The sequence below is a fragment of the Nocardia sp. NPDC051900 genome, from assembly GCF_044452545.1.
Lineage (GTDB): Bacteria > Actinomycetota > Actinomycetes > Mycobacteriales > Mycobacteriaceae > Nocardia > Nocardia sichangensis.
In genome coordinates this window covers 158,926-185,798 of sequence record NZ_JBITBU010000019.1, presented here as the reverse complement: position 1 = coordinate 185,798, position 26,873 = coordinate 158,926, and the positions used below count along the sequence as shown (strand labels likewise).

At 69.1% G+C, this 26,873-nt stretch carries 26 protein-coding genes and 1 pseudogene; 23 read left to right on the top strand and 4 right to left on the bottom strand.

Annotation, left to right across the window (positions count from 1 at the left end; all coding sequences use genetic code 11):
* Positions 1 to 744: 744 nt before the first annotated feature.
* The 6 genes and pseudogenes from ACIA5H_RS28995 to recN form a co-directional block, all read left to right on the top strand.
* Positions 745 to 1,809 (top strand): annotated as a pseudogene (locus tag ACIA5H_RS28995) (tetratricopeptide repeat protein); the annotation flags it as partial.
* Between the two features lie 858 nt (positions 1,810 to 2,667).
* Positions 2,668 to 3,558 (top strand): HAD-IIA family hydrolase, encoded by an 891-nt coding sequence (locus ACIA5H_RS28990; protein WP_379256301.1) that lies wholly within the window; start codon positions 2,668 to 2,670, stop codon positions 3,556 to 3,558.
* Positions 3,559 to 3,571: 13 nt separating this feature from the next.
* Positions 3,572 to 3,874: a hypothetical protein gene (locus tag ACIA5H_RS28985; protein ID WP_379256299.1), complete on the top strand. Its 303-nt coding sequence runs from the start codon at positions 3,572 to 3,574 to the stop codon at positions 3,872 to 3,874.
* Position 3,875: 1 nt separating this feature from the next.
* Positions 3,876 to 4,697: a TlyA family RNA methyltransferase gene (locus ACIA5H_RS28980; protein ID WP_397078669.1), complete on the top strand. Its 822-nt coding sequence runs from the start codon at positions 3,876 to 3,878 to the stop codon at positions 4,695 to 4,697.
* Positions 4,694 to 5,653 carry an NAD kinase gene (locus tag ACIA5H_RS28975; protein WP_355080722.1) on the top strand — a complete coding sequence of 320 codons (960 nt, stop codon included), beginning with the start codon at positions 4,694 to 4,696 and terminating at the stop codon, positions 5,651 to 5,653. The genes ACIA5H_RS28980 and ACIA5H_RS28975 overlap by 4 nt, the downstream gene beginning before the upstream one ends.
* A complete protein-coding gene (gene recN, locus ACIA5H_RS28970; protein ID WP_397078666.1) occupies positions 5,631 to 7,415 on the top strand; it encodes a DNA repair protein RecN in 1,785 nt (594 codons plus the stop codon). The genes ACIA5H_RS28975 and recN overlap by 23 nt, the downstream gene beginning before the upstream one ends.
* Before the next feature lie 9 nt (positions 7,416 to 7,424).
* Here the strand turns inward: recN and ACIA5H_RS28965 are convergent, their stop codons facing one another.
* Complete coding sequence (locus ACIA5H_RS28965; protein WP_397078664.1) at positions 7,425 to 7,844, bottom strand: SRPBCC family protein; 420 nt, start codon at positions 7,842 to 7,844, stop codon at positions 7,425 to 7,427.
* Positions 7,845 to 8,288: 444 nt separating this feature from the next.
* On the opposite strand from ACIA5H_RS28965, the gene ACIA5H_RS28960 reads away from it, so the two are divergent.
* The 14 genes from ACIA5H_RS28960 to ACIA5H_RS28895 all read left to right on the top strand — a co-directional run bounded on the left by ACIA5H_RS28960 (position 8,289) and on the right by ACIA5H_RS28895 (position 22,833).
* A complete protein-coding gene (locus tag ACIA5H_RS28960; RefSeq protein ID WP_397078663.1) occupies positions 8,289 to 8,726 on the top strand; it encodes a hypothetical protein in 438 nt (145 codons plus the stop codon).
* Between the two features lie 397 nt (positions 8,727 to 9,123).
* Complete coding sequence (steA, locus tag ACIA5H_RS28955; protein WP_355080727.1) at positions 9,124 to 10,338, top strand: putative cytokinetic ring protein SteA; 1,215 nt, start codon at positions 9,124 to 9,126, stop codon at positions 10,336 to 10,338.
* Positions 10,339 to 10,346: 8 nt separating this feature from the next.
* Complete coding sequence (locus tag ACIA5H_RS28950) at positions 10,347 to 11,291, top strand: copper transporter (RefSeq protein WP_397078662.1); 945 nt, start codon at positions 10,347 to 10,349, stop codon at positions 11,289 to 11,291.
* A 223-nt stretch (positions 11,292 to 11,514) separates the two neighbouring features.
* Positions 11,515 to 13,236, top strand: coding sequence for a CTP synthase (locus ACIA5H_RS28945; RefSeq protein WP_397078660.1), 1,722 nt, complete (start codon positions 11,515 to 11,517; stop codon positions 13,234 to 13,236).
* Between the two features lie 4 nt (positions 13,237 to 13,240).
* Positions 13,241 to 13,900, top strand: a complete 660-nt coding sequence (locus ACIA5H_RS28940) for an NUDIX hydrolase (protein ID WP_355080733.1) — start codon at positions 13,241 to 13,243, stop codon at positions 13,898 to 13,900.
* A 6-nt stretch (positions 13,901 to 13,906) separates the two neighbouring features.
* Complete coding sequence (xerD, locus tag ACIA5H_RS28935; RefSeq protein WP_355080735.1) at positions 13,907 to 14,851, top strand: site-specific tyrosine recombinase XerD; 945 nt, start codon at positions 13,907 to 13,909, stop codon at positions 14,849 to 14,851.
* A gap of 138 nt (positions 14,852 to 14,989) precedes the next feature.
* Positions 14,990 to 15,454, top strand: coding sequence for a cupin domain-containing protein (locus ACIA5H_RS28930; protein ID WP_397078657.1), 465 nt, complete (start codon positions 14,990 to 14,992; stop codon positions 15,452 to 15,454).
* Between the two features lie 190 nt (positions 15,455 to 15,644).
* Entirely contained in the window at positions 15,645 to 16,589 is a 945-nt protein-coding gene (locus ACIA5H_RS28925) for a ParA family protein (RefSeq protein ID WP_379256306.1), read from the top strand.
* 548 nt (positions 16,590 to 17,137) lie between these two features.
* A complete protein-coding gene (locus ACIA5H_RS28920) occupies positions 17,138 to 17,944 on the top strand; it encodes a segregation/condensation protein A (protein ID WP_355080777.1) in 807 nt (268 codons plus the stop codon).
* A 55-nt stretch (positions 17,945 to 17,999) separates the two neighbouring features.
* Positions 18,000 to 18,656: an SMC-Scp complex subunit ScpB gene (gene scpB / locus ACIA5H_RS28915; RefSeq protein WP_397078655.1), complete on the top strand. Its 657-nt coding sequence runs from the start codon at positions 18,000 to 18,002 to the stop codon at positions 18,654 to 18,656.
* A 9-nt stretch (positions 18,657 to 18,665) separates the two neighbouring features.
* Positions 18,666 to 19,739, top strand: a complete 1,074-nt coding sequence (locus tag ACIA5H_RS28910) for a pseudouridine synthase (RefSeq protein ID WP_397078653.1) — start codon at positions 18,666 to 18,668, stop codon at positions 19,737 to 19,739.
* A gap of 65 nt (positions 19,740 to 19,804) precedes the next feature.
* A complete protein-coding gene (cmk, locus tag ACIA5H_RS28905; RefSeq protein WP_379256305.1) occupies positions 19,805 to 20,482 on the top strand; it encodes a (d)CMP kinase in 678 nt (225 codons plus the stop codon).
* Positions 20,479 to 21,897 carry a ribosome biogenesis GTPase Der gene (gene der / locus ACIA5H_RS28900; protein WP_356969780.1) on the top strand — a complete coding sequence of 473 codons (1,419 nt, stop codon included), beginning with the start codon at positions 20,479 to 20,481 and terminating at the stop codon, positions 21,895 to 21,897. The genes cmk and der overlap by 4 nt, the downstream gene beginning before the upstream one ends.
* A gap of 120 nt (positions 21,898 to 22,017) precedes the next feature.
* Entirely contained in the window at positions 22,018 to 22,833 is an 816-nt protein-coding gene (locus ACIA5H_RS28895; RefSeq protein WP_397078650.1) for an acyl-[acyl-carrier-protein] thioesterase, read from the top strand.
* Here the strand turns inward: ACIA5H_RS28895 and ACIA5H_RS28890 are convergent.
* Both ACIA5H_RS28890 and ACIA5H_RS28885 read right to left on the bottom strand, forming a co-directional pair.
* A complete protein-coding gene (locus ACIA5H_RS28890) occupies positions 22,830 to 24,278 on the bottom strand; it encodes a mannitol dehydrogenase family protein (RefSeq protein ID WP_397078680.1) in 1,449 nt (482 codons plus the stop codon). The genes ACIA5H_RS28895 and ACIA5H_RS28890 overlap by 4 nt on opposite strands.
* A 97-nt stretch (positions 24,279 to 24,375) precedes the next feature.
* Positions 24,376 to 24,552, bottom strand: coding sequence for a hypothetical protein (locus ACIA5H_RS28885; protein ID WP_379256284.1), 177 nt, complete (start codon positions 24,550 to 24,552; stop codon positions 24,376 to 24,378).
* A 275-nt stretch (positions 24,553 to 24,827) separates the two neighbouring features.
* Between ACIA5H_RS28885 and ACIA5H_RS28880 the strand changes: the two genes are divergently transcribed.
* The 3 genes from ACIA5H_RS28880 to ACIA5H_RS28870 all read left to right on the top strand — a co-directional run bounded on the left by ACIA5H_RS28880 (position 24,828) and on the right by ACIA5H_RS28870 (position 26,576).
* Positions 24,828 to 25,307 carry a Dps family protein gene (locus ACIA5H_RS28880; protein ID WP_379256283.1) on the top strand — a complete coding sequence of 160 codons (480 nt, stop codon included), beginning with the start codon at positions 24,828 to 24,830 and terminating at the stop codon, positions 25,305 to 25,307.
* A 101-nt stretch (positions 25,308 to 25,408) separates the two neighbouring features.
* Positions 25,409 to 25,747, top strand: a complete 339-nt coding sequence (locus ACIA5H_RS28875) for an anti-sigma factor (RefSeq protein WP_397078648.1) — start codon at positions 25,409 to 25,411, stop codon at positions 25,745 to 25,747.
* Positions 25,737 to 26,576, top strand: a complete 840-nt coding sequence (locus ACIA5H_RS28870) for an RNA polymerase sigma factor SigF (protein ID WP_397078646.1) — start codon at positions 25,737 to 25,739, stop codon at positions 26,574 to 26,576. Before ACIA5H_RS28875 ends, ACIA5H_RS28870 begins: the two co-directional genes overlap by 11 nt.
* A gap of 6 nt (positions 26,577 to 26,582) precedes the next feature.
* Here ACIA5H_RS28870 and ACIA5H_RS28865 read toward each other — a convergent pair whose 3' ends face one another.
* Positions 26,583 to 26,816: a hypothetical protein gene (locus ACIA5H_RS28865; protein WP_397078644.1), complete on the bottom strand. Its 234-nt coding sequence runs from the start codon at positions 26,814 to 26,816 to the stop codon at positions 26,583 to 26,585.
* Positions 26,817 to 26,873 lie beyond the last annotated feature (57 nt).

The window sequence follows — 26,873 nt, the reverse complement described above, 5'->3', positions numbered from 1 at the left end:
CATTCCGAACCCGGAAGCTAAGCCTGCCAGCGCCGATGGTACTGCACTCGACAGGGTGTGGGAGAGTAGGACACCGCCGGAACATCCTTTCACGATAGGGGACCCAGACTCTGGGTCCCCTATCGTCGTTTGAGCACCTGATGGAGCTTCGGCGAAGCCGCCGTGCCCGCGCCCCACCGTTGGTACGTGATTGAATCTGTGGGCAATATCGACTTTTCGAAACAGAAAGGGAGCACCGTGCCGGAACAAAACGACGATCGGAAGCCCTTCCGGCGCGGCGCTCCCGATTCAGGGTCCGGCCGGCGAGGCGACAGCCAGGACGCGGGCCGCCGCGGTGGGGGATTCAACCGTCGAGGTGACTCCGGGGAACGCGGCGGTTACGGCCGCCGCGGTGATTCGGGCGGTTACGGTGCACGAGAAGGTTCGTCCGACCGGGGCGGGTTCCAGCGCCGAGACAATTCCGGCGGGTCCGATCGTCGCGGGGACAGCGGTGGTTACGACAAGCGCGGCGGCGAGCGCGGTGGATTCGGCCGCCGGGACTCCGGCGACCGGCCCGGTGACACCGGTGGTTTTCGTCGCGGTGGTGACGCGCCCAGGCGCGGGAGTTTCCAGCGCCGGGACGAGCCCACGGGCCGTGGCGCCGCCGGTCGAGGCGGTCCGGGCGACCGCGGTGGTTCCAAGCGGTACGAGGATTCCGGTGAGCGCGGTGGCTTCAAACGCAGGAGTGATTCCGAAGAGCGGCGCGATGAATCGCGGGGTGGCTTCCGCCCCGGCGGCGATTCGGGAAGTCGCGGCGGGTTCCGTCGTGGTGATTCCCCGCGCGGTGGATTTGACCGTCGCCGTGACGATTTCGGCGATCGAGGTGATGCCCGCCGCGGCGAAACGGGCGAGCGGGGTGCGTTCAAGCGGCGTGGCGACTTCGAGGATCGCGGCGACGCCGGACGGCGTGGGGAGTCCGGTTTCCAGCGCCGTGACGACGATCGCCGTCGCCAGGGACCGGACCGGGAAGGTCGGCGCGACGTGGGCCGCGAGGCATCGGCACCGCGTGGTGAGGCGCCGCAGGAACGCCGCAGGGGCGGCGAAGGCGCTCGTGTCGGCGGAGGCCGTTCGCTCGACCGCCGCCCGCCGCGGCCGGAAGAACCCGATCTGCCGGAAGAGGTGCAAGCGACCGATCTCGACCCCGCCGTGCGGCGGGATCTGCTCAGCTTGGACAAAGGCAATGCGGAGACGGTCGCCCGGCACCTGGTGATGGCGGTGCGGCTGCTCGATGACGATCCCGGGCTCGCTCTCGCGCATGCCAGGGCTGCACGGCAGCGTGCCGGGCGGATCGCGGTCGTGCGCGAGACCGCGGGAGTGGTGGCCTACCACGCCGGTGAATGGGCGGAGGCCTTGTCGGAGTTGCGTACCGCGCGCCGGATGTCCGGTGGCTCGGGGCTGCTCGCGGTCATGGCCGACTGCGAGCGCGGCCTGGGGCGTCCCGAGCGCGCGATCGAGCTCGGTCGCAGTGACGAGGCGCGCGCCCTGCGCGGAGACGATGCCGCCGAACTGCGCATCGTCGTGGCAGGCGCGCGCATGGACCTGGGCCAGTACGACCAGGCCGTCGTGACCCTGCAGACCTCTGATCTGGACCCGTCTCGGACGGGCTCGGCCGCGGCCCGCCTCTTCTACGCCTACGCCGACGCCCTGGTCGCCGCCGGCCGAACCGACGAGGGCCTCACCTGGTTCCTGAACGCCGCCTCCGCAGACTTGGACGCGGAGACGGACGCCGAAGAACGCGCCGCCGAACTTACGGGCGACACCGACATCTGAACCTGCGATCGCAGCCGCGGAGGCGGGCTACCCTCGACGGCCCGTCATGGCGGAGTTGCCGAGCATACAGGCTCATCTCGTGGATTACGGGCGACCCGAGACGCTGCGGTGTACGGAAGCTGTGTTGCCCATGCTGTGCTCGGTCCCGCGAGGTCGTCGCCGTGACTGGGCCCGCGGAGATGGGTGGGCCTCCGCGGTCCGTCGTGGCGGATCGGGTGCGGCGCGGTCTCGACCGGAGAACCGGCAGGCTCATCTCGTGGATTACGGGCGACCCGAGACGCTGCGGTGTACGGAAGCTGCGTTGCCCATGCTGTGCCGGTCCCGCGAGATCGTCGCCGGGACTCGGCCCGGTCGAGGCGGATCGTGGGCCGTCCGAATGTGCCCTCTGTCGGACGCGGCGACCGTTCCCGCGGCGAGTCCGGCGACGAGCAGCGCGAATGCCCCCTTCTTCGACTTTCCCGGCCGCCTCTGGTCGCCGGGCCGCGACAACCCGCTCCCACTGCCGCGATCGTCACCGGAAGAACACTGCGCATGCGGACCTCAATCGTTTCGGGTTGTGCAGCCTGTCGGCATCGCGCTGAGGCGATTTCGACTGCATGACCTCACCCCCGTGTCCGGGTCGCTCCCGGTGATACCGAGTCCGGAGCGAATTGCCCGGCGGACGCGGGCGTATCGAGGACGAGGCCGCTGGTCGGAAACCGCCGTCGGGGTATGTGATCCGACGTCACGGGAGTGGCTGACGCCACGTCTTTCCGGTCCGCTCGCTGGCGTAGTGTCGGTGTCTCGGACTCGGCGGACGGCGGGTCCGGCGGTGATGCGTCGGCACGGCGCCGATCGGTGACACGGAGTGAGAGTGGTGTGAAGCGACTACGAGAGCGCTACCGAGCCCTGCTGCTGGATCTGGACGGCACGTTGTATCGCGGTCACGCGGTGATCGAAGGGGCGCCGGAAGCGCTGGCGGCGGACGGGCAGGCGGACCAGCGGCTGGTGTACGTCACCAACAACGCCAGCCGCGGACCGCAGGTGGTGGCCGCGCATCTGTCCGAACTCGGGTTTCCCGCATCCACCGACGACGTGGTGACCAGCGCCCAGGCAGCGGCGCGGCTGTTGGCCGAGCGGCTCGACCCGGGTGCGCACGTGCTGGTGGTCGGCACCGACGACCTGGCCGCCGAGGTGGACGGCGTCGGACTTCGGCCGATCCGGCGCTTCGACGGGGCCGCGCCCGCCGCTGTGGTGCAAGGACATTCACCCCACACTTCTTGGCCGGACCTCGCCGAAGCCGCCTACGCCCTGCGCGCGGACGCACTGTGGATCGCGGCCAACACCGACCGGACCCTGCCGAACGAACGCGGCCTCGCGCCCGGTAACGGTGCGATGGTCGCGGCGTTGCGCGCCGCCTCCGATCGGGAGCCGATCGTCGCGGGCAAACCGTATGCGCCGCTGCTGGAGGACGCGCTCGTCCGGGCCGGTTCCCGCTCCGCTCTGGTGGTGGGCGACCGCCTCGACACCGATATCGAGGGCGCCAACCGAGTCGGTCTGGACTCGTTGCTTGTGCTCACCGGTGTCAGCACGCTGGACGAACTCCGGAAAGCCCCGGACGGGCAGATCCCGACATATGTCGCCGACTCGCTCGACGCCCTCAACCACGCGGTCGTTGCCGCCGAGCCGGAAGCCGATCTCGGTGAGATGCTTCAGCGCAACCCGGGGCGAGCTGTGACGGTCCGCGCGTCCGATTCGGAAATCCGATAGCGTTGACGCCACGATGACTACTCCAACGCCTCGTCCGCACGGCCCCGGTACGGGCGCCGGTGCACCGGGTCCCCGCCCAGGGGCCCCACTGCCCGGTCAGCACCTGCCGGGTGCGCAAGGGCGCCCGGAGCCTGCCGACCCGGATCGAATCCGCGGCGAGGTCGACAGCCTGCTCGCCGAACTCGACTACCCCGGCCGAAGCGGAGTCGCGACCGACAGCGCCGAAGCCGGAGTCGACATCACCCGTCGCGCTCGCATCCTGGAGCAGGCACATGACGTGCTGGTACAGGCCTTGGCCACGGTGGACAAGATCTGAGGTGGCCAGGCGCGCGCGGGTGGACGCGGAACTGGTTCGCCGCGGGTTGGCGAGATCGCGAGAACACGCGGTCGAGCTGATCGGCGCGGGCCGCGTCCTGATAGCTGGAACGGTCGCGGTGAAGCCGGCGACCGCCGTCGAGACGGGCACCCCGCTGGTGGTCCGCGACGAGCCCGACGAGGTGTCGTGGGCCTCGCGCGGTGCGCACAAACTGCTCGGGGCGCTGGAGCGGTTCGAGCAGGACGGGTTGTCCGTAGCGGGTAAGCGCTGTCTGGACGCGGGCGCCTCGACCGGCGGTTTCACCGACGTGCTGCTGGCACGGGAAGCGCGGGAGGTCCTCGCGGTCGACGTCGGCTACGGCCAGCTGGTCTGGCGCCTGCGCAACGACGAGCGGGTCCGGGTGTTCGATCGGACCAACGTGCGCAACCTGACGCCCGAAACCATCGGCGGCACGGTCGAAATGGTGGTGGGCGACCTGTCGTTCATCTCGCTGAGCCTGGTGCTGCCCGCGCTGGCCGCGTGCGCCGCGCCGGGCGCCGACCTGCTGCCCATGGTGAAACCGCAGTTCGAAGTCGGCAAGGAGCGGGTCGGTTCGGGCGGTGTTGTGCGTGATCCCGCGTTGCGCGCCGAGGCGGTGCGCACGGTGGCGGCCGCGGCCGCGGAACTGGGCATGCGTACCGCCGGTGTCGTGGCGAGCCCGCTGCCGGGCCCGTCCGGCAATGTCGAATACTTCTTGTGGTTGCGTAACGACGGGTCGTTCGAATACGACGGTGAGCAGGTCGCCGCGCTGGTCGAGCGTGCGGTTGAGGAGGGTCCACAGTGAACGCGCTGGCCGAGCCCTGCGGCCGGGAGATCTTGCTGGTGTCGCATCCCGGTCGCGCGGAGATCATCGAAACCGCCCACCGGGTCGCGAAGATCTTCGCCGACGCGGGCATCTGCCTGCGTGTACTCGCCGACGAAGCGGACAGCACGCGGTTCGAGTCCGAGCCGGGCGGTTTTCCGGTGCGCGTGGTCGAGCACAGCGCGGAGGCGGCGGTCGGCTGCGAGATGGTGCTCGTGCTCGGCGGCGACGGTACGTTCCTGCGTGCCGCCGAGTTGGCGCGCCCGGCCGGGGTGCCGGTGCTCGGGATCAATCTCGGCCGCATCGGTTTTCTCACCGAAGCCGAGGCCGAGCACTTGGACGAGGCGCTCGCGCAGGTGGTCCGGCGTGATTACACGATCGAGCACCGAATGACCATCGACGTCACCGTGCGGATCGAGGACGAGGTCGTCGACAGCGGATGGGCGCTGAACGAGGCGAGCATCGAGAACGCTTCGCGCATGGGAGTTCTGGAAGTGGTGCTGGAAGTCGACGGGCGCCCGGTCTCGTCGTTCGGCTGTGACGGCATCCTCATCTCCACACCGACCGGATCGACCGCCTACGCCTTCTCCGCGGGCGGCCCGGTGGTGTGGCCGGAACTCGAAGCGTTGCTGGTGATTCCGAGCAATGCCCATGCCCTGTTCGCGCGACCGCTGGTGACCAGCCCGGATTCCCGGATCGCGGTCGAGTCCGTGGCGACCGGACACGATGCGATAGTTTTCCTGGACGGCAGGCGCACGCTCGCACTGCCCAGCGGTGGACGGGTCGAAGCGGTTCGCGGCGCTCGACCGGTGCGCTGGGTGCGGCTGGACTCCGCACCGTTCGCCGACCGGATGGTGCGCAAGTTCCAATTGCCCGTGACAGGCTGGCGTGGCCGACGGCGAACGGAGAGCACAAGTGCTGACAGAGATCAGGATTGACGGGCTTGGCGTCATTTCCACGGCGACCGCGCAGTTCCACGCGGGACTGACCTGCCTGACCGGCGAGACCGGCGCGGGCAAGACGATGGTGGTGACCAGCCTGCATCTGCTCAGCGGTGCGCGCGCGGACGCGGGCCGGGTCCGGCTCGGCGCGTCCCGTGCCGTGGTCGAGGGCCGGTTCACCATCGACGATGTCAACGACGCCGCCCGCGCGGAGGTCGCGCAGGTACTGGAGGCGGCCGCGGCCGAGCAGGACGACGACGGCAGCGTCATCGCGATCCGCACGGTCGGCAGCGACGGTCGCTCGCGTGCGCATCTCGGTGGCCGCGGCGTCCCGGCCTCGGTGCTGGCCGATTTCACCGCCCCCCTGCTGACCGTGCACGGGCAGAACGATCAGCTGCGTTTGCAGCGCCCCGACCAGCAGTTGTCGGCACTGGACCAGTTCGCGGGCGACGCGGTGGGTGCGCTGCTGCGGAAATACCAGGTGCTGCGCCGATCGTGGCTCGACGCAAGAACCGAACTGCTCGAACGGACCGCTCGCAGCCGGGAACTGGCGCTCGAGGCCGAGCGACTCGAGCACTCGTTGAACGAAATCGACGCCATCGCGCCGGAACCCGGCGAAGACGCGCGCATCGTCGACGAGGTGCGCAGGCTCAGCGATCTGGACTCGCTGCGGGAGGCGGCGGCCACCGCGCACGGCGCGCTGGCCGGGCCTGCCGACGCGCCCGAGGACGGTTCCGGCGCGCTGGAGGCGCTCGGCGCCGCGCGCGCCCGCATCGAAGCCGCCGACGATCCGGCGCTGGTCGCGCTCGCGCCGCGCCTGGCCGACGCCATCGCCGTGGTGGTCGACGTGACCACCGAGCTGAGCGGGTATCTCTCGGATCTGCCTTCGGATCCGGGTGCGCTGGATTCGCTGCTCACCCGCCAGGCGGAATTGAAGACGCTGACCCGGAAGTACGCGCCGGACATCGATGGCGTACTGGCTTGGGCGCAGGAGGCGCGCACCCGGCTCGGCTCGCTGGACGTTTCCGAGGAGGCGCTGGCCAAGCTGGCCGCCGAGGTGGACACCGCCGCGGAACGGGTGCGGGAGGCGGCGAAGAAGTTGAGCGCCGCGCGGACCAAGGCGGCGGGCAAGCTCGCGACCGCGGTGAGTGCCGAGCTGGGTGGTCTCGCCATGGGCAAGGCGCGTCTGGAGGTCGAGGTGCGGCCGATGCTCGCGGGCGCGCAGGACTCCGCGCCGCTCACTGTCGACGGCAAGGAATTGCACGCGGGGTCCACAGGCGTCGATGAGGCCGAGTTCCGGCTGGCCGCGCATTCGGGCGCGCAGTCGTTGCCGTTGAGCAAGAGCGCGTCCGGCGGTGAGCTGTCCCGGGTGATGCTGGCGCTGGAGGTGGTGCTCGCTGGGTCCGAGCATGGAGCGACGATGGTGTTCGACGAGGTCGACGCGGGCGTCGGCGGGCGAGCCGCGGTGGAGATCGGCCGCAGGCTGGCCCGGCTGGCGCGTACCCACCAGGTGATCGTGGTGACCCATCTGCCGCAGGTGGCGGCGTTCGCCGACACCCACCTGGTGGTCGACAAATCCGACGACGGCAAGGGCACTGTCAACAGTGGCGTCCGTGCGCTCACCAACGACGAGCGGGTGGTGGAGCTGGCGCGCATGCTGGCCGGTCTCGACGACACCGAGACCGGCCGGGCACACGCGGAGGAACTGCTGGCGACGGCGCGCGCCGAGAAGGCGGGCGCCGAGGTGGCCACGCGCTGAGCGCGCGGGTCAGCGCACCGCTTTCTGCGCGCCTTTGATGAACTGGCCGATCAGGTTCTTCAAACCGAACTCGAGCACCTTGGTCGGCACCGGAAGCGACGGATCGGACTCCATCGTGTAGGAGACGAGAGTGCCGTTGTCGGCGTCGGCGAAGGTGACGATGCCGACGTGCCGCTTCACCGGCGCGCCCTTGACGATCTTGTACTCCATTCGCTCACCTGGCACGAGCTTGGTGATCTCCTCCGTGACACCGACCGGGCCGAGGCCGATCAGGTGTTGCGCGCCGACGCCCTCCCGCTCGGTCAGGCCGGGTTTGACCAGCTTGACCTGCACCGGAATGTAGGGGCTTATGCTCTCGCGGTCGGCGAAGAGCCGGTACACGACCTCACGCGGGGCGGCGATGACGGCGTCGACGGTGGTGCTGGCCATGAATTCTCCTCTTCCAGTTACGTGTGACGGGCAGCATATAGGTACAGCGGGCGCGGCTCGGTGATCGTGTCGTCCGCATCACAATCGGCGGCGAGCCGTTCGGGTGGCCGGTGTTCCGCGCCGCTGCCGCCGGGGCGCGAAGTGTCCGAGTCGATGCGCTGTGACGACGGGCGTCGAGCGCATAACCGGTCAGATCTACTGGTTAGGTCCGTGAAATGTCTAGTCACGGATGCGGATCTTGGTTGCCGGACCCGAGGGTGGCCCCGGAGCGACGGGTAGTCCACTGCGGTCAGAAGGTTGTGTATCAAGGATTTTCGGGTCTGGTGTAGATGTCGAGCGAATCCGTGTCCGTAATGTCCGTTTAGTAATCTACTATTGAAGTCAGTAAGTGAACGGCGGGTGAATTCCGCTGGACATGGGAAGCGCCGAGGCAAAGGGGCCATCATGCGCAGTGTTCTTACGGTGACGATCGCGACGGGGGAACCGGGTCGTCGCGGCTCGGCGACCGGAGGTGGCCGGGAAAGGCCGAAGAAGGGCGCATTCGCGCTGCTCGTCGCCGGTCTCGCCGCCGGAACGGTCGCCGCGGCGGGCGGCGCTGCCGCGGAGTCCTTGTCGCGCTCCGATCACTCAGGGCGTTCGGGTTCGCACGGCGACTCGACGGGGTGGCACAAGATCGATCCGTTCGGATACCGACACTCCGACCCGAATCCGCTGCGACAGAACGAGCATCAGCATGCCCTGCGTGAGTATCACCGGCAGAACATGCCGCGACCCGACGAAAGTGGTGCGAGCGACGGCTCCGGCGAAACGGCCTGGTCCTGCACACAACGCCCGGACGGCAGTGGCTGGACTGTGTGCCGTCCGCAGGCGAAGTGGTGCTGACCGGTGATCGAGGCGCGAACTCCGCCGCAGCGATGGGCGCGGTGAGTCCTCGCGTGCTGTCGACGTCGCTCCGCACCAGATCGCTTCCAGTGATGAGTAGCGAGCTATTCGCTATGTATTGAAAGCGCACTGTGTCGCGCAATCAGTGTGACTCGAAGCGGGATTCGCAACTCGATTGCTGATTGGGGTCGCTTGTGGGGATTACCTGCTGACCTGCCTTCGGCAGTTTGTAGGTAATTCGCCGCCTTGCTGCACAAATGCAGGGATCGCTCGGTGAGCCGAGTGAAGGCAGTGCGGTCGGCTGAGGAATTGCCAGTGCATAGCGTGATACCGAATGGGGCTGCGTGAGACGGCGCGCCTCCACCAATGGTTGAGGGTTTGCGGTCATCATCGCTGCATGAAGATGCCGGCGCTGTTGTCGAGAAACACCGAAACGCTTCCTGGTCTGATCGGGACGGCCCGGGTGGATCGCGACACCCGGCGGCTGCTCGGCCGGGTCGGGCCGGGCGACATCGTCGTCCTCGACGAGATGGACCTCGATCGGATGACCGCCGACCGGCTGGTCGAGGCACGCGTCGGCGCGGTGATCAATACCTCGCCGTCCATCTCCGGCCGTTACCCCAACCTGGGCCCCGAGGCGCTCGTGTCCCACGGGATCCTGCTGCTGGACACGGTGAGTTCGGATGCGTTCAAGCGGATCAAAGACGGTGTCAAGGTCCGCGTCGACGGTGGCGTGGTCTACGCCGATCGGCTGATCAAGAAGGAACCCGAGGTGCTCGTCGAGGGCATCGAGCTCACCGGGCCTGCCATCGCGGAGCGGATGATCGAGGCGCGCAACGGTCTGGCCGATCACCTCGAGGCCTTCGCGGGCAACACCATCGAGTTCATCCGGACCGAGAGCGCGCTGCTCATCGACGGGTTCGGCGTCCCGGAACTGGATCTGGTGATGAAGCAACGGCACGTGGTGGTCGTCGCCGACGGACCGGACCACGCGGAGGATCTACAACGGCTCAAGCCGTTCATCAAGGAATACGCCCCCATCCTGATCGGGGTGGGGCGCGGCGCGGACACCCTGCGCAGGCGTGGATACCGGCCCGACGTCATCGTGGGCGATCCGGAGGAGATCACCACCGCGACGATGAAGTGCGGCGCCGAGGTGATCCTGCCCGCCGACACCGATGGCCACGCCAAGGGCCTCGAACGCATCCAGGACCTCGGCATCGGCGCGACGACCTTCCCGTCTTCCGGTTCGCCCGCCGATCTTGCGCTGCTGCTGGCCGAGCATCACGAAGCCGCGCTGATCGTCACCGCGGGAGCGCCCGCCTCGCTCGACGACTTCTTCGACCGGGGCCGCCGCGACAGCAATCCGGCCACCTTCCTGACTCGGCTCAAGGTGGGCACGAAGCTGATGGACGCCAAGGCGGTGGCCACCTTGTACCGCAACCGCGTGTCCGGAGTCGCCGTCGCGCTGGTGGTGCTCGCCGCGCTGGTCGCGGTGATCGTCGTGTTGCTGGCGTCCAACAGCGGTGGCGACGTCCTGGACTGGGGTGTGGACAACTGGAACCGCTTCGCGCGGTGGGCGCAGGGGCAAGTCGGAGCTCGAGAATTCTGAGGAGAACGATGATTTCGATGCGCCAGCACGCCATCTCGATCGTCGCGATCTTTCTCGCGCTCGCGATCGGTGTGGTGCTCGGATCCCAGACGCTCGCGGCGGATCTGCTGTCGGGCTTGCGGGCGGACAAGGCCGACCTGCGGCAGCAGGTCGACGCACTGACCGAGCGGAACCGCCTGCTCGACGAGCAGACCACGGCCGCCGACCGGTTCATCGCCGGTTCGTCGGGCCGCATTCTCGGCGGTGCGCTGGCCGACCGCAGTGTCGTCGTGTTCACGACCCCGGACGCCGATCCCGGGGACGTCGACGCGGTGACCAGAGCGCTCGCGGCCGCGGGCGCGGGCGTCACGGGACGGATCGCGCTCACCGAGGCGTTCGCCGACGGCAGCGAAGGCGATCGGATGCGCACGGCCGTCACGAACGTCATCCCGGCCGGGGCGCAGCTGCGTACCGGCGCGGTGGACCAGGGCAGCATGGCCGGTGATCTGCTCGGCCTGGTACTGCTGCTCGATCCGGCCAACGGGCAAACCCGGAGCACCCCGGAGGAACTCGGGCTGGTGCTGGAGACCCTGCGCGGCGGCGGCTTCCTCGCCTACGGCGACACGCCGGTGCGACCCGCGCAGCTCGCGGTCGTGATCACCGGCGATGGCGCCGCCGCGGCCCGGGACGGCGTCGGCTCGAATACCGCGCGCTTCGCGGGCGCTCTGCGCGGCCGGGGTGCGGGAGTGGTGCTCGCCGGTCGCGCGGGCGCCGCCGACGGGCAGGGGCCGATCGCCGTGGTCCGCTCCGACGCGGCGCTCGCGGCGCAGGTGAGCACCGTCGACAATGTCGAGCGCGAGCTCGGCCGGGTCACGACCGCGCTCGCGCTCACCGAACAGCTCAACGGGGGCGCCGGACGATACGGCACCGGCGCCAAGGCCGCCTCGCTCACACTGGCCGTCGTGCCTGGCTGACCAGCCGGAAGACTGTCGTCGGGCAACTGGAGGATGCGCGCGCCGGGACCGGATCGATCGCTATCACGGGCGTCGCGGCACCCGCTTCCTCCGCACGTCGGCGACCGCGACGAGACGCGCCCCACAGTCCGGCCGCGCGGGCTCTGATCGATGTCCCGCGATCGGCGGGCAAACGCGCGTGGCATTCGAACGGACGGGCGGATTCGTGTTACCGTGAAGACCCGTGGGTCAAACACGGATTCAGGCGCGAACGGACACGAAGCACATCTTCGTCAGCGGTGGTGTCGCCTCCTCATTGGGTAAAGGTCTTACCGCCTCCAGCCTCGGTCAGCTGCTGACGGCGCGTGGGCTGCGCGTCACGATGCAGAAACTCGACCCGTATCTGAACGTCGATCCCGGCACGATGAACCCCTTCCAGCACGGCGAGGTGTTCGTGACGGAGGACGGCGCGGAGACCGACCTGGACGTCGGCCACTACGAGCGCTTCCTCGACCGGGACCTGTCCCGCGACGCGAACGTGACCACCGGGCAAATCTATTCGTCGGTCATCGCCAAGGAGCGCCGCGGCGAGTATCTCGGCGACACGGTGCAGGTGATCCCGCACATCACCGACGAGATCAAGAGCCGGATCCTCGCGATGCGCGGCCCGGATCTGCAGGGCCAGACGCCGGACGTGGTGATCACCGAGATCGGCGGCACCGTCGGCGACATCGAGTCGCAGCCGTTCCTGGAGGCCGCCCGCCAGATCCGCCACGACGTCGGCCGGGACAACGTCTTCTTCCTGCACGTCTCGCTGGTGCCCTACCTGGCGCCCTCCGGGGAGCTGAAGACCAAGCCGACCCAGCACTCGGTGGCGGCGCTGCGCAATATCGGCATCCAGCCCGACGCGCTGATCCTGCGCTGCGACCGTGAGGTCCCGCAAGGGCTGAAGAGCAAGATCGCGCTGATGTGCGACGTCGAGGTCGACGCCTGCATCTCCACGCCGGACGCGCGGTCGATCTACGACATCCCGCGGGTGCTGCACCGGGAGGGCCTGGACGCCTACGTGGTGCGCAGGCTGGGCCTGCCGTTCCGCGACGTGGACTGGACGGTGTGGGGCGACCTGCTCGACCGGGTGCACGCGCCGCGCGAGACGGTCGAGGTCGCGCTGGTCGGTAAGTACGTCGATCTGCCCGACGCGTACCTCTCGGTCACCGAGGCGCTGCGCGCGGGCGGGTTCGCCTCGCGGGCCAAGGTGAACATCCGCTGGGTGCCCTCCGACGAGTGCGAGACTTCCGCGGGCGCGCAGCACGCGCTGCGCGACGTGGACGCCGTGCTGATTCCCGGCGGCTTCGGCATCCGCGGCATCGAGGGCAAGGTCGGCGCGATCCACTACGCGCGTACCCGCGGCATTCCGCTGCTCGGCTTGTGTCTCGGATTGCAGTGCGTCGTGATCGAGGCGGCGCGGACGGTGGGGCTGGCGGAGGCCAACTCGGCCGAATTCGAACCGGACACGCCGCACCCCGTCATCTCCACCATGGCCGACCAGGAGCAGGCCGTGGCAGGTGAGGCCGACCTCGGGGGCACCATGCGGCTCGGCGCCTACCCGGCGACCCTGGAGAAGGGCTCGGTCGTCGCCCAGGCCTACGGCAGCGAGCACGTCTCCGAGCGTCATCGCCACCGTTACGAGGTGAACAACGCCTATCGCGACAAGGTCGCCGAGAGCGGCTTGAAGTTCAGCGGCACCTCGCCGGACGGGCACCTGGTCGAGTTCGTCGAGCTGCCCGCCGACGTGCATCCGTTCTTCGTCGCCACGCAGGCGCACCCTGAATTGAAGAGCCGGCCGACCCGCCCGCATCCGCTGTTCGCGGCGCTCATCTCGGCGGCGCTGAAATACAAAGCGGCCGAACGCCTTCCGGTGGACATTCCGGGCGAAGAACTGGCGGGTGCGGCGGAACAGGCATAGTGGCATGACCAACGGGGGCGCTGCCGAGCCGGGCAGCCACGACTTCGAGATCGAATCCAGCAGAACCGTCTACAGCGGCGCGATCCTCGCGTTGCGGCTCGACCAGGTGCGGATGCCGGGTGGCCGGGTCGTCGAGCGCGAGGTGATCGAGCACCACGGCGCCGTCGCGGTCGCCGCGATCGACGACGACGGCAACGTGGTGCTGATCAACCAGTACCGTCATCCGATCGGCAGGCGGCTGCTCGAACTGCCCGCCGGTTTGCTCGACGTGCCCGGGGAGGACCCGCTGCTCGCGGCGCGTCGTGAGCTGGCCGAGGAGACCGGGCTGGCCGCCCGGGAATGGGCGGTGCTGGTGGACGTGGCGCTCTCGCCCGGGTTCACCGACGAAGCGTTGCGGATCTACCTGGCTCGCGGGTTGTACGAAACCGATCGTCCGGAACCGGAATTCGAGGAGGCGGACCTGGAAGTGGTCCGCATGCCGGTCGACGCGGCGGTCCGCGCGGCGTTGAGCGGGGAGATCGTCAACGCCACCGCGGTCGCCGGCGTGCTCGCGCTGGCGGCCGCGCGGGCGGACGGCATCGAACCGCGGCCGCCGGACGCGCCATGGGACGGGCAGCCGACGAATTTCCTCCGCCGCAAGGCGGCCCAGAAGTCCGAAGACTGACCGGAGGTGCTCGGTCGCGAGCTCGACACCTATCTCGACCACCTCACCGTCGAGCGCGGCGTCGCGCCCAACACCCTGAACGCCTACCGGCGTGATCTCGGTCGGTATCTGGACTTCCTGACCGGGCGCGGCATCGGCTCGCTCGACCGGGTCGACGAGTCCGACGTCGCGGAGTTCACCATGGCGCTGCGCTCGGGCGGTCCCGGGCACCCGCCGCTGGCGGCGAGTTCGGTGGCCCGCGCGCTGATCGCGGTGCGCGGCTGGCATCGCTTCGCCGCCGCGGAGGGTTTGACCGACACCGATGTGGCGCACGCGGTGAAGCCGCCCGCGCCGGGGCGCAGGTTGCCCAAGGCGCTGCCCTACGACCAGGTGCTGAAACTGCTGGAGGCGGCGGGCGGCGGGCAAGGCGATCCCGCTGCGGGCGTAGACGGCGGACCACGCGGCCTGCGTGACCGCGCGCTGCTGGAATTGCTGTACTCCACCGGCGCCAGGATCTCGGAAACGGTCGGGCTGGACGTCGATGATCTCGACATCGAGGAACGGGCGGTCGTCCTGCGCGGCAAGGGCGGGAAACAGCGTCTTGTGCCGATCGGGCGGCCCGCGCTCGCCGCCGTGGACGCGTATCTGGTGCGGGGAAGGCCCGTGCTCGCCGCACGCGGAAAAGCCAACGCGGGAGCCCTGTTCCTGAACGTACGCGGCGCCCGGCTGTCCCGGCAGAGTGCCTGGCAGGTCTTGCACACCGCCGCCGAACGCGCGGGCATCGCGGCGGCGGTGTCACCGCACACCCTGCGCCATTCCTTCGCCACCCATCTGCTCGACGGCGGCGCCGATGTGCGAGTGGTGCAGGAATTGCTGGGCCACGCCTCGGTGACCACGACCCAGATCTACACCTTGGTGACGGTCAACACCCTGCGCGAGGTCTGGGCCACCGCGCATCCGCGCGCCCGGTAATCCGTTGCGCGGTCGGGAACTCCGCGTGCGCGATGTGACGGAACAAAGTGGACTGCAGTCCGGTTGTGCTGGTCCGCCGGGTGAGCGCGGTGCTGACACCGACGGCTCGGTTCCCGACCACAACGCGAGGTGAATTGCATGGCAAAGTCTTTCATCGTCCACGAGTCCGATGTCGAGGCGATTCCGCTGCCCGGCGGCGGCTCCTTCCGGCTGTTGGAGGACAGCGAGAACTCCGAACGGCTCTTCGGCGCCAATCGGCTGACCCTGGCCGCGGGTGCGGACGGCACCCGGCCGCACCATCACACGAAGTCGACCGAGATCTTCTATGTGCTGGGCGGCACAATGGATTTTCTCGTCGACGGCGCCAGGACCGCGGTGAGCGAAGGTGGTCTGGTGGTGGTTCCGCCGGGCACGGTGCACGCCTTCGGGGCCACCGCCGAAGGGCCCGCCGAGTTTCTGGCTGTGCTCACCCCCGGTATCGTCCGCTTCGAGTACTTCCGGCAACTCGGCCGGATCGCACGCGGGGAGGCGGACTGGGACAGCATGAACGAGTTGCACGACCGGTTCGACGTTCATTTCGATGGCGGACCGCAATGGCGCTGACCAGCGCGGCACGAACACGCCGCGCGCAGGCGCGGCACTCGAGTGCCGTCAAGCGGTAGCGTCTATCGAGAGCTGGACCGCACGAAAGCGAGGTCGGCACCGATCGGCCTCGCTACGCTCGGCGAGGCAACCGGCAAGGACGTATAAGGAGCAGCGGATCGTGACGACAGCCGGCGCGGCAGAGCCGCCGATGGGTGCTGGGGCGGAGCCGCTTACGGGCTCGCGACCGGGTCCGTACTCGGACGCCGCGGCGGAAACGCTGTGGGGCCATGGAGTGGAGCCGGTCCCGGAGGACGCGACGCTCGGCCCGACCGGACGGCCGTTGCGGCTGGTGCCGGACCCGCCGCCGGTCGGCCAGCACGGTGACGCGCTGATCGTGGCCATGTGCAACCAGAAGGGCGGCGTCGGCAAGACCACCTCCACCATCAATCTCGGTGCCGCACTGGCCGAATACGGCCGTCGCGTCCTGCTCGTCGACCTGGACCCGCAGGGCGCGCTCTCGGCGGGCCTCGGCGTCGCCCACCACGATCTCGACCTGACCGTGCACAACCTGCTCATCGGTTCCAAGGTGTCGATCGACGACGTGCTGATGCAGACCAGGGTCCCGAACATGGACCTGCTGCCCAGCAATATCGACCTTTCGGCCGCCGAGATCCAGTTGGTCAACGAAGTGGGCCGGGAACAGTCGCTCGGCCGCGCGCTGGAGCCGATCCGCAACCGCTACGACTACATCCTCATCGACTGCCAGCCTTCGCTCGGTCTGCTCACGGTCAACGCCTTGGCCTGCTCGGACGGCGTGATCATCCCGATGGAATGCGAGTACTTCTCGCTGCGCGGGCTCGCGCTGCTCAACGACACCGTCGAGAAGGTGCGGGACCGGTTGAATCCGCGGTTGAGCCTGTACGGAATAGTGGTCACCATGTTCGACTCTCGACTGCTGCATTCCCGCCAGGTCATGGCGCGGGTCGTCGAGGTGTTCGGTGACCTGGTCTACGACACCGCCATCGCGCGCACCGTCCGTTTCCCGGACGCCAGCGTCGCGGGCGAGCCGATCACCACGTGGGCGCCGAAATCCAGTGGCGCCGAGGCGTATCGGTCGATGGCTCGGGAAGTCATCCACCGATCCGGCCGGTGACCGGCCACTCGGACCCTTCGTCTGCGTCCCACCACAACCCGTCCGGCCAAGGGTCTTCCGCGGCGGGATCGACACCCACGCCGGACGACCGCGCGTCCGATTCTCGTGGGCCGGACCCGGCCGGCCCTGGGCAGGGTCCCGCACTCGGCAACGCGGCCGCCGCCTTCATCGCCGCAGGCCGGGACGCTGCCCCCCGGCGCGCGAATTCGGCCGTCGTCGGAGGCGCCACGCCCCGGCCCGCACCGGAGGCGGCGGCCTCCCCGGCACGGGACAGCGCGGACGAACCGTCTCCGAAACCATCCACGCAGCCCACCGAGGATGTCGCGCGGGAGGACTCCGAGACAGTGGGCGATCGGCCCGCTGACGTGCCGGACGCACCGGGCCGTTCGTCAGACGTGCCGGATGCACGTGGCCGTCCGTCGGCTACGCCCGGCGGTTCGGACGCCTCTGGCTTTCCGCCGGACACATCGGACGCATCCGATCCCTCGCCCGGCACGCCGGAGGCGAAAGAACAGCCGACGGCCGAGCCGCACGCGTCCGGATTCCGGCTGCGCCTGAGCAACTTCGAGGGGCCGTTCGACCTGCTGCTCACCCTGATCAGTTCGCGCAAGCTGGACGTCACCGAGGTGGCGTTGCACAAGGTCACCGACGAGTTCATCGCCTACACCAAGGCGCTGACCGCGAACATGGCGCGGCAGAACACCTTGCGCGCGGACAAGATCCTGGACCAGACCACGGAATTCTTGGTCGTCGCCGCCACCTTGCTCGATCTGAAGGCGGCGCGCCTGCTGCCGTCCGGCGAGATGACCGACGCCGAGGACCTGGAACTGCTCGAGGCGCGCGACCTGCTGTTCGCCCGGCTGCTGCAGTATCGCGCGTTCAAGCAGGTCGCCGAACTGCTCGGCGAACTGGAGGCGGCCGCGCTGCGCCGCTATCCGCGCGCGGTCGGCCTGGAGGAGCGCTACGCCGGTCTGCTGCCCGAGGTTAGGCTTGGTGTCGGGGCGGCCGAGTTCGCCGCGATCGCCGCGGCGGCCTTCCGGCCCCGTCCGGTACCCAAGGTCGGGCTCGACCACTTGCACACGCACGCGATCTCGGTGGCCGAGCAGGCGGCACTGGTGCTGGAGCGGCTCAAACAGCGTGGTGCGGGTGCGTGGACATCCTTCGGCGAGCTGGTCGCCGACTGCGAGGTACCGGTGCAGATCGTCGCCCGCTTCCTGGCGCTGCTCGAGCTGTATCGCGGCAAGACGATCGAGTTCGATCAGCCCGATCCGCTCGGTCCCTTGGCGGTCAGCTGGATCGGCGACGAGGCCGCGCAACAGGTGGACACCGTGACTATCGAGGAGGACTACGGGTGAGCGAGCACAGCGCGCGTTCGCGCACGGCGGAGGCGAATTCCGGTGAGGCGCGGTCGTGAGTGAGGCAGTGGTGGAACTCACCCCCGAACCGCTCGCGGACGCCGATTTCCGTTCGGCGCTGGAGGCCATGCTGCTGGTCGTGGACGTTCCCGCGCCGGTAGACCAGCTCGCGGCCGCACTGGGCGACAGCACCGAACGCGTCGAGCGGGCCCTGCGTGAAATGTCCGCTGAGCTGTCGGCGCGATCCAGTGGGATAGATCTGCGTTTCGTCGGTGACGGCTGGCGCTTCTATACTCGCAGCGAGTACGCGCCGTATGTGGAGCGGATGCTGCTCGACGGCTCCCGATCGAAACTGACCCGGGCGGCCTTGGAGACGCTGGCGGTGGTGGCATACCGTCAGCCGGTGACCAGGACCAGGGTCAGCGCGGTGCGCGGCGTGAACGTCGACGGGGTGATGCGCACCCTGCTGGCCAGGGGTCTGATCGCCGAGGCAGGCGTGGACCCGGAGACCAACGGGACGCTGTACCGCACCACCGAGCTGTTCCTGGAACGGATCGGACTCGCTTCGCTGAGCGATCTGCCACCCCTGGCGCCCCTGCTTCCGGGCGTCGACCTGATCGACGAGATCAACGAGAGCCTGGAGACGGACCCCCGGTACACCAGGTTGAGGAAACCCGCCGAGGCCGATTTGGACCTCGGCACCGAAGAATGACAGGACACCATGAATACGCCCGCTCGCCGAGATGGCACACCGGATCGTAGGAAACGCGGCGCACAGCCCGAACGAGGCGGCGCGAGCCGCAACTCGAGCTCACGCGACGCTCGCTCGGCCCAACGGGGTATCGCCGCCCGCGGCGCCCAGCAGGCCGGCGGGGGCCGAGCGGACCGACGCGGATCCGCTCCGGTTCCGAACCCGCAGCGGCACACGGCCGCGAGCAAGAAGAAGCCCAAGCCGCAGCGGCAGGTCGCGCCGCCGCCGCTGCTGAGCAACGCCAAGCCCGCGCGCCACCAGAACGTGGAGCCGGACTCGTCCGGCGGGCACACCAAGCTCCCGTGGGGCGAGGGGGAGCGGTTGCAGAAGGTTCTCGCCAAGGCGGGCGTGGCCTCGCGCCGGGCCGCCGAGGAGATGATCGCGCAGGGCCGCGTCGAGGTCGACGGCATGATCGTGCGCGAGCAGGGCCTGCGCATCGACCCGCAGCACGCGGTGGTGCGCGTCGACGGCACGCGCGTGGTGGTGCGCGAGGAACTGGTGCACGTCGCGCTGAACAAGCCCAAGGGCTGGCAGTCCACCATGTCCGACGATCTGGGGCGCCCCTGCGTCGGTGACATCGTGGCCGAGCGTATCGCCGCGGGTCAGCGGCTGTTCCATGTCGGGCGACTCGACGCCGACACCGAAGGCCTGCTGCTGCTCACCAACGACGGCGATCTGGCGCATCGGCTGATGCACCCGTCCTTCGAGGTCTCCAAGACCTATCTGGCGACGGTGCACGGCGAGGTCAACAATCGCGCGGTCGGCAAGCGGTTGAAGGAAGGCCTGGAGCTGGAGGACGGTCCCGCCAAGGTGGACCGTTTCCAGGTGCTCGAGCTGGGGGAGGGACGTTCTCTGGTGAAGGTGGTGTTGCACGAAGGGCGCAAGCACATCGTGCGCCGCCTGCTCGACGCGGTGGGTCATCCGGTCATCCGGCTGGTCCGCACTCATATCGGCCCGGTCGCGCTGGGCGACCAACGGCCCGGCACGCTGCGCGTACTCGGCCGCGATGAAATCGGCAAACTCTACGAGGCGGTGTCGTTGTGAACGGTGTGGAGATCCCGGTGCAGGCGCCGGCGCGGTTGGCCGGTACGAGCCCGCTGGTGGTCGCCATGGACGGGCCGTCGGGTACCGGGAAGTCCAGCGTGTCCCGGCGCCTGGCCACCCGGCTCGGCGCCCGGTACCTCGACACCGGCGCGATGTACCGGGTGGCGACGCTGCGCGTGCTGCGGGCGGGCATCGAACTGACCGACTCCGCGGCCATCGGCGCCGCGGTCAAGGAGCTGCCGCTGTCCATCGGCACCGATCCCAGCCGCGAGGTGATCGAGCTGGACGGCGAGGACGTGCGGTCGGAGATTCGCGGCGACGCGGTCACCAAGGCGGTTTCGGCGGTCTCCGCGGTGCCCGAGGTGCGTGAGCTGCTCGTCGCCATGCAGCGCGACATCACGGCGGCCGCGGGGCGGATCGTGGTGGAGGGACGCGACATCGGCACCGTCGTGCTGCCCGACGCCGACGCCAAGATCTACCTGACCGCGTCCGCCGAGGCGCGGGCGCACCGGCGCAATCAGCAGAACATCGCCGAGGGCAGGGGCGACGACTACGCGGGCGTGCTCGCCGACGTGCAGCGCCGCGACACCCTCGACTCGACCCGCAAGGTGTCCCCGCTGCGCCCCGCCGAGGACGCGGTACCGGTAGACACCAGCGAACTGTCCATGGATGAGGTCATCGACGAGCTGTATCGCGTTGTCGCGCAGCAGGTCTCGACGTGTGGAGCCGGAGGGGACCGATGAGTGGGGACGTACTCGCAGGCGACGGCGTCTGGAGCGACGAAGCCGACTGGGAACTCGCCGACCTGGAGGGCGAATTCGAGGACGCGGCGCACGTCGCGATGCCGACGCTGGCCGTGGTCGGCCGCCCGAACGTGGGCAAGTCGACGCTGGTGAACCGCATCCTCGGCCGCCGCGAGGCGGTCGTGGAGGACATTCCTGGCGTGACCCGCGACCGCGTGTCCTACGAGGCGAACTGGGCGGGTCGGCGGTTCCTGGTCCAGGACACCGGCGGCTGGGAGCCCGACGCGAAGGGCCTGCAGCAATCGGTGGCCCGCCAGGCCGAACTGGCCATGCACACCGCCGACGCGATCCTGCTCGTGGTCGACGCGGTGGTGGGCGCCACCGCCACCGACGAGGCGGCCGTGAAGAAGCTGCGCCGCTCCGCCGTCCCGGTGATCCTGGTCGCCAACAAGGTCGACGACCAGCGGGTGGAAGCGGAAGCGGCGGCGCTGTGGTCGCTGGGACTCGGCGAGCCGCGCATGGTCAGCGCCGCCCACGGCCGTGGCACCGGCGACTTGCTCGACGACGTGCTCGAGGTGCTTCCCGAGACTCCGCGCGAGGGAACCGGCGGCGTCGGCCCGCGTCGCGTGGCGCTGGTCGGCAAGCCGAACGTCGGCAAGTCGAGCCTGCTCAACAAGCTGGCGAACGACGAGCGCTCCGTGGTGCACGATGTCGCGGGCACCACGGTCGACCCGGTCGACTCCCTCGTCGAACTGGGCGGCAAGGTCTGGAAGTTCATCGATACCGCCGGGTTGCGCCGCAAGGTGGCCAATGCCAGCGGCACCGAGTTCTACGCGTCGCTGCGCACCAAGTCGGCGCTTGAGGCATCGGAGGTGGCGATCATGCTGGTCGACGCCTCGCAGCCGATCACCGAACAGGATCTGCGGGTGATCAGCCTGGTCGCCGATTCCGGGCGGGCGTTGGTGCTGGCGTTCAACAAGTGGGACCTGGTCGATGAGGATCGTCGGCTGCAACTGGAGCGTGAGGTCGACCGCGAGCTGGTCCGGGTGCCGTGGGCGCAGCGAGTGAACATCTCCGCGCACACCGGCCGCGCGGTGCAGAAGCTGGTGCCAGCGATGGAGACCGCGCTCGAGTCCTGGGACAAGCGCATTCCGACGGGCAGGCTCAACACCTGGCTGAAGGAAGTGATCGCGGCGACCCCGCCGCCGATGCGCGGCGGCAGGCTCCCCCGCGTGCTGTTCGCCACCCAGGCGACCACCCGCCCGCCCACGTTCGTGCTGTTCACCACCGGCTTCCTGGAGGCAGGCTACCGGCGCTTCCTGGAGCGCAGGTTGCGCGAGGAGTTCGGTTTCGACGGCTCGCCGGTCCGCATCTCGGTGCGGGTGCGGGAGAAGCGGGATCGTTCGAAGAAATAGGCGACGACGGGTGCGAGGGCAACCCACCATGGCGAATGAAAGCTAATTGTTAGCGGACGAACGTATATGGTCGATAATCCGGTCAAAATGCCTGATAAAACGCGACATCTTCTCGTGTAGATGACGATATGGGCAGTGCTGCCCACAATTGTGGCAAATAGCTGGCATCATCCGGGCATGGGCATTCCCAGCGTGCTGCCGGAACCGCCGGCCGTCCTGACTCCGTTCGAGACGGGATGGCCCGTGCGCCTCGCCGACACCGATCGTGACCAGCGCCTGCGACTCGACGGTGTCGCGCGTTATCTGCAGGACGTCGGCTACGACCATCTCGAGGTCCTCGAGGACGGCGATATCCATCGCCTGTGGGTGATCCGCAGGACGGTGATCGACGCGCTCAAACCGCTCGGATTCGGTGAGTCGGCGACGTTGCGGCGATGGCCTTCGGCGACGTCGACCCGGTGGTGCACGATGCGGGTCCAGATCGGCGGCAGCGCTGGTGGGCTGGTGGAGACCGAGAGCTTCCTGATCCATTTCGGCACCGAATCGGGCGTACCCGCGCGGATGAGCGACCGGTTCCTCGCCCCCATGCTGGCCTGTACGACCGAGCACCGGCTCCGCTGGAAAGCCGAGCTCACCGATCCCATGCCCGCGGCGGGCGAGCCCGGGGTGCAGATCCGGCCCTTCCCGCTACGGGCCACCGACATAGACCTGCTCGACCATATGAACAACGCGGTCTACCTCACCGCGCTCGAAGAAGTCCTGGCCGATTACGCCGAACTGAAATCGGGTCCGCACCGTGTGGTGGTCGAGTACGGGAAACCGGTGCGATGCGGCGAGGACGTCGAGCTCGTCGCCCGACGGACCGACTCGAGCCTGGACGTGTGGTTCGCTGTCGGCGCGGACTGCCGGGCGGTCGCCCGCGTCACCCCGCGCTAACCGGCCAACTGTTCGACGGTCGCGTGCGCGCCCCTGGTGCGCAGGCTGTCCAGAGCCGCCAGATACGCGGTCACGAACCGGGGGTGGTCGATCAGGTCACCGAACAAGGATCGCTCGCCGAGGAAAGCGGTGGGCTGCTCGCGCTGCCGCCGCGCGAGGGGGACCAGCCGGTCGCGGAGCCGGTCAACGATCTCGATCGGGTGCCCGTGCTCGTCCACGCCCTCGGCATAGCGTGCCCAGCTGGCGACGACCGCCGCCGCGCAGTCGATCGGGCCGCCGCTGCCGAGCTGCGCCCGGACAACCGGAAGCAGCCACTTCGGGATCCGGTCGGAGGATTCCGCGCACAGCCGGGCGATGGTGTCGCCGATCGCGGGATTGGCGAACCGGTCGAGCAGCGTCCGCTTGTAGTCGCCCAGGTCGACCCCGGGGACCGCGCGCAGCGTCGGCGTGGCCTCGGCGTCCATGTAGCGGGTCAGGAACCGCCGGAAGATCGGATCCTGTGCCGCTTCGTGCACCAGCCGATAGCCGCTCAGGTACGCGAAGTAGCACAGCGCCTGGTGGCTCGCGTTCAGCAACCGAAGCTTCATCAGTTCGTAGGGAGTGACGTCGGCGACGACCTGCACGCCCACCTCTTCGAAGGCCGGACGGCCGAGTCCGAACGAATCCTCCAGCACCCACTGCGCGAACGGCTCGGTGACCACCGGCCAGCGGTCGGTGAGCCCGTAGCGCCGCTCGATCTCGCCGGTCGCTCCGGGCGGGGTCACCGGGGTGATCCGGTCCACCATGGAATTCGGGAAGCGCACCTGCTCCGTCACCCAGGCTCCGAGCCCCGGATCGCGCAGCGCGGCGAACGCGCCGAACATCCGGCGCGCGACGTTCCCGTTGCCCTCGATGTTGTCGCAGGACAGCACGGTGAACGGCGCGATATCGCGGGATCGGCGGCGGGCCAGCGCCTCGGTGACGAGCCCGAAAACGGTACCGGGCGGCGCGTTCCCGGCCAGATCGGCGCGGATTCCGGGGTCTTCCGGGTCGAATTCCCCGGTAGCGGCGGCGATGTGGTAGCCACCCTCGGTGATGGTGAGTGAGACGATCCGGGTCGACGCATCGGCGAGCTTCGCCACGACGGTCCCGGGATCGTCCGGTGCGTACCGGTAGTCGACCAGCGAGCCGATCGCGCGCGTGGTCCACGTGCCGTCCGGCGCGACCGTCGACAGCGTGTACAAGCCGTCCTGCGCCCGCAGCACGTCGCGCATGCGTCGATCGCCGGGCAGCACGCCGACTCCGTAGATGCCCCACTTGTCCCCGAGGCCGCGTTCGAGCAATCGGTCGACGTACATCGCCTGGTGCGCTCGATGGAAGCCGCCGACGCCGAAATGCACTATGCCGGTGGTGATCCGGGATCGGTCGTAGCTCGGTGTCGAGATCCGATCGGCGAAGTCGGGCATCGTGGCCGCCCGTAAGGGCGTGGCTGTCCGTTCCGGCATACCGCGCCTCCCCGTGTTGTGTGGATCACACCATAGTGCAGCAGGAGTCCGGAACCGGTCAGCCCTGCGGAGGCGGCAGCAGCGAATCCATGCCGTGCCGTCGAGCGCCGAGTACTCGTTCGCAGTTCGCTCGCTCGACGTCGGCGGAGAACTGCTCGGTATCCCGGCGCGCCCGTGCCGGAGTCGGCGTCGCCGATGGACCGGCCGCCACGTCCATGTGCTCTTTCTCGGTCATACCTCACGGTGCCCGGAAACCGGCCAATCCAGCAACAATAGTTGCCGGTATGGCAAAAATCTGTGGGTCCTCGCTCATTCCGGGGCGGATGACGGTACGCCCGCCGAGCTGGCGGTCACCGCCGTTTCTCGTGCTCTTTCTGTCCGCCGCGTGGCCGGCGAGGGGCCGGGGCGCACACCCCGTTTCGTCCGGCCGCGGAAGCTACCGGGGGGTTTATCGCCGCAGAGCTGGGTAGACCGTCGGTGTCCCGATCGATGGCAGAAAGGTTCAGCGCGATGTCCCAACCCATCACCAGTACTTTGGACCCGGAGCAGCAGCGCGTCGCGGGCGAAACTCTCCAGGCGACGGTGGTCGACCTGATCGACCTGTCGCTGATCGCGAAGCAGGCGCACTGGAACGTGATCGGCTCCAACTTCCGGTCGGTGCACCTGGCGCTGGATGAATTGGTGACCGTGGCACGGGAGTTCACGGACTCGGCCGCGGAACGCGCCACCGCCGTGGGAGTCAGCCCGGACGGACGCGCCGCGAGCGTGGCCAAGGACTCCGGCGCGATCGGCATCGGCGAGGGCTGGCAACAGGACACCGACGTCATCGACGCGATCGTCGGCAACCTCGCCGCCGTGATCAAGCGGCTGCGCGAACGCATCGCGGCGACCGAGAAGGCCGATCCGGTGACCCAGGATCTGTTCCTGGCGATCGCGGCGCGGCTGGAGCAGTTGCACTGGATGTGGCAAGCGCAGCTCGCCACGGTGTGATGCGGGTGATCACGTGCGCGTTCGGCGCGCCCGCCACGGAGACCGCCACGGTCACGGTGCGGATCCCCGCCGACGCGCGACACCTCGCCTTGATCCGCGCGATGACCGACACCGTGTGCCTGGTCGCCGAGGTTCCGCTCGACGCCGCCTCGGACATCCGCTTGGCGATCAACGAGGCGGTCACGATGCTGCTGGCGGACGCCATGCCGGGCTCGATGCTCGGCTGCGCGTTCACCTACGGCCTCGGCCGGATGAGCGTGCGTGTCGACGCCCTCGCCGTGGTCGGCGACGAGCTCCGCAGCGATCCGTTGAGCTGGGAACTGGTGCGCATGCTCACCCGCTCCCTGTCAATTTCCCGTGACCCTTTTGATTCCGAACTCGGCGGGTACCCGACCGTTATCGAATTCAGTTGGGAACGAGGACCATTTGATGAAACGTGAGTTCACGACCGACGGAAATGACACGGCGAGCCGCACCCGCGGGGGCGACAGCTACGACAACATCGAGCCGTGGTTCGAGAAGATGGCCGCGATGGACGAGGGGGATCCGCACCGCGCGGCGCTGCGCGAGGAGGTGACCCGGCGGTGTCTTCCGCTCGCCGAGCACATCGCCAGGAAGTTCTCCGGCCGCGGCGAGAACTACGAGGACCTGCTGCAGATCGCCCGGGTCGGGTTGGTGCTGGCGGTGGACCGTTTCGACGTCTCGCGCGGCAGTTCCTTCCTCGGATTCGCGGTCCCCACCATCATGGGCGAGGTGCGCAGGCATTTCCGCGACAACACGTGGTCGTTGCGAGTGCCGCGCAGGCTCAAGGAGATCCAGCTGCGCGTCGGCCCGGCCACCGAGACGTTGTCGCATCGCCTCGGCCGGATGCCGACGGCCAGGGAGATCGCCGAGGAGTTGGACGTCGACCTCGGTGAGGTCACGCAGGCGCTCATCGCGGGCAACGCCTATCAGGCCAATTCGCTGGACGCGGCAGGGCGAGAGGAGGGCGACGGTGCGCCGCAGTCGCTCGCCGACACGCTGGGCTCCGAGGAACCGTGCTACGACCTGCTGGAGCAGGCGATGGCCGTGCGTCCGCTCATCGCCGGGTTGCCGCCCCGCGATCGACAGGTGCTGGTCATGCGCTTCTACGAGTCGCGGACCCAGAGTCAGATCGCCGAAGAGCTGGGTGTGTCCCAGATGCAGGTGTCGCGCATTCTCGCCAGGATTCTCAAAGACCTGCGCGAACGCGCGCTCGGCCCGGAAGAACTCGTTTCGAGCGCGGCCTGAGTTCGCTCACGTGCGTGGACGGGCGGTCGCGCCGGTCATCGGTGTGGCGGAGACTTCGCCGGTCCAGCCGCAGGGCAGGGCGCAGCTGGCGATGATCTTGGTCTCCAAGTCGCCGTTGTCGTAGCGCAACGTGGTGCTCTCCGCGTAAGCGGGATATCCGCACGCTCGGCATTTGCCGAAGAAATCGAGGATCTCCTCGGCGCGAGCGTGCGCGATTCGTCGTGCGGGCTTGTCGTCCATAACCTCTCCAGCCAGGGTGCGGTCCTGCCGAGCAGGCGTCTGTGACGTTAGGTCGGA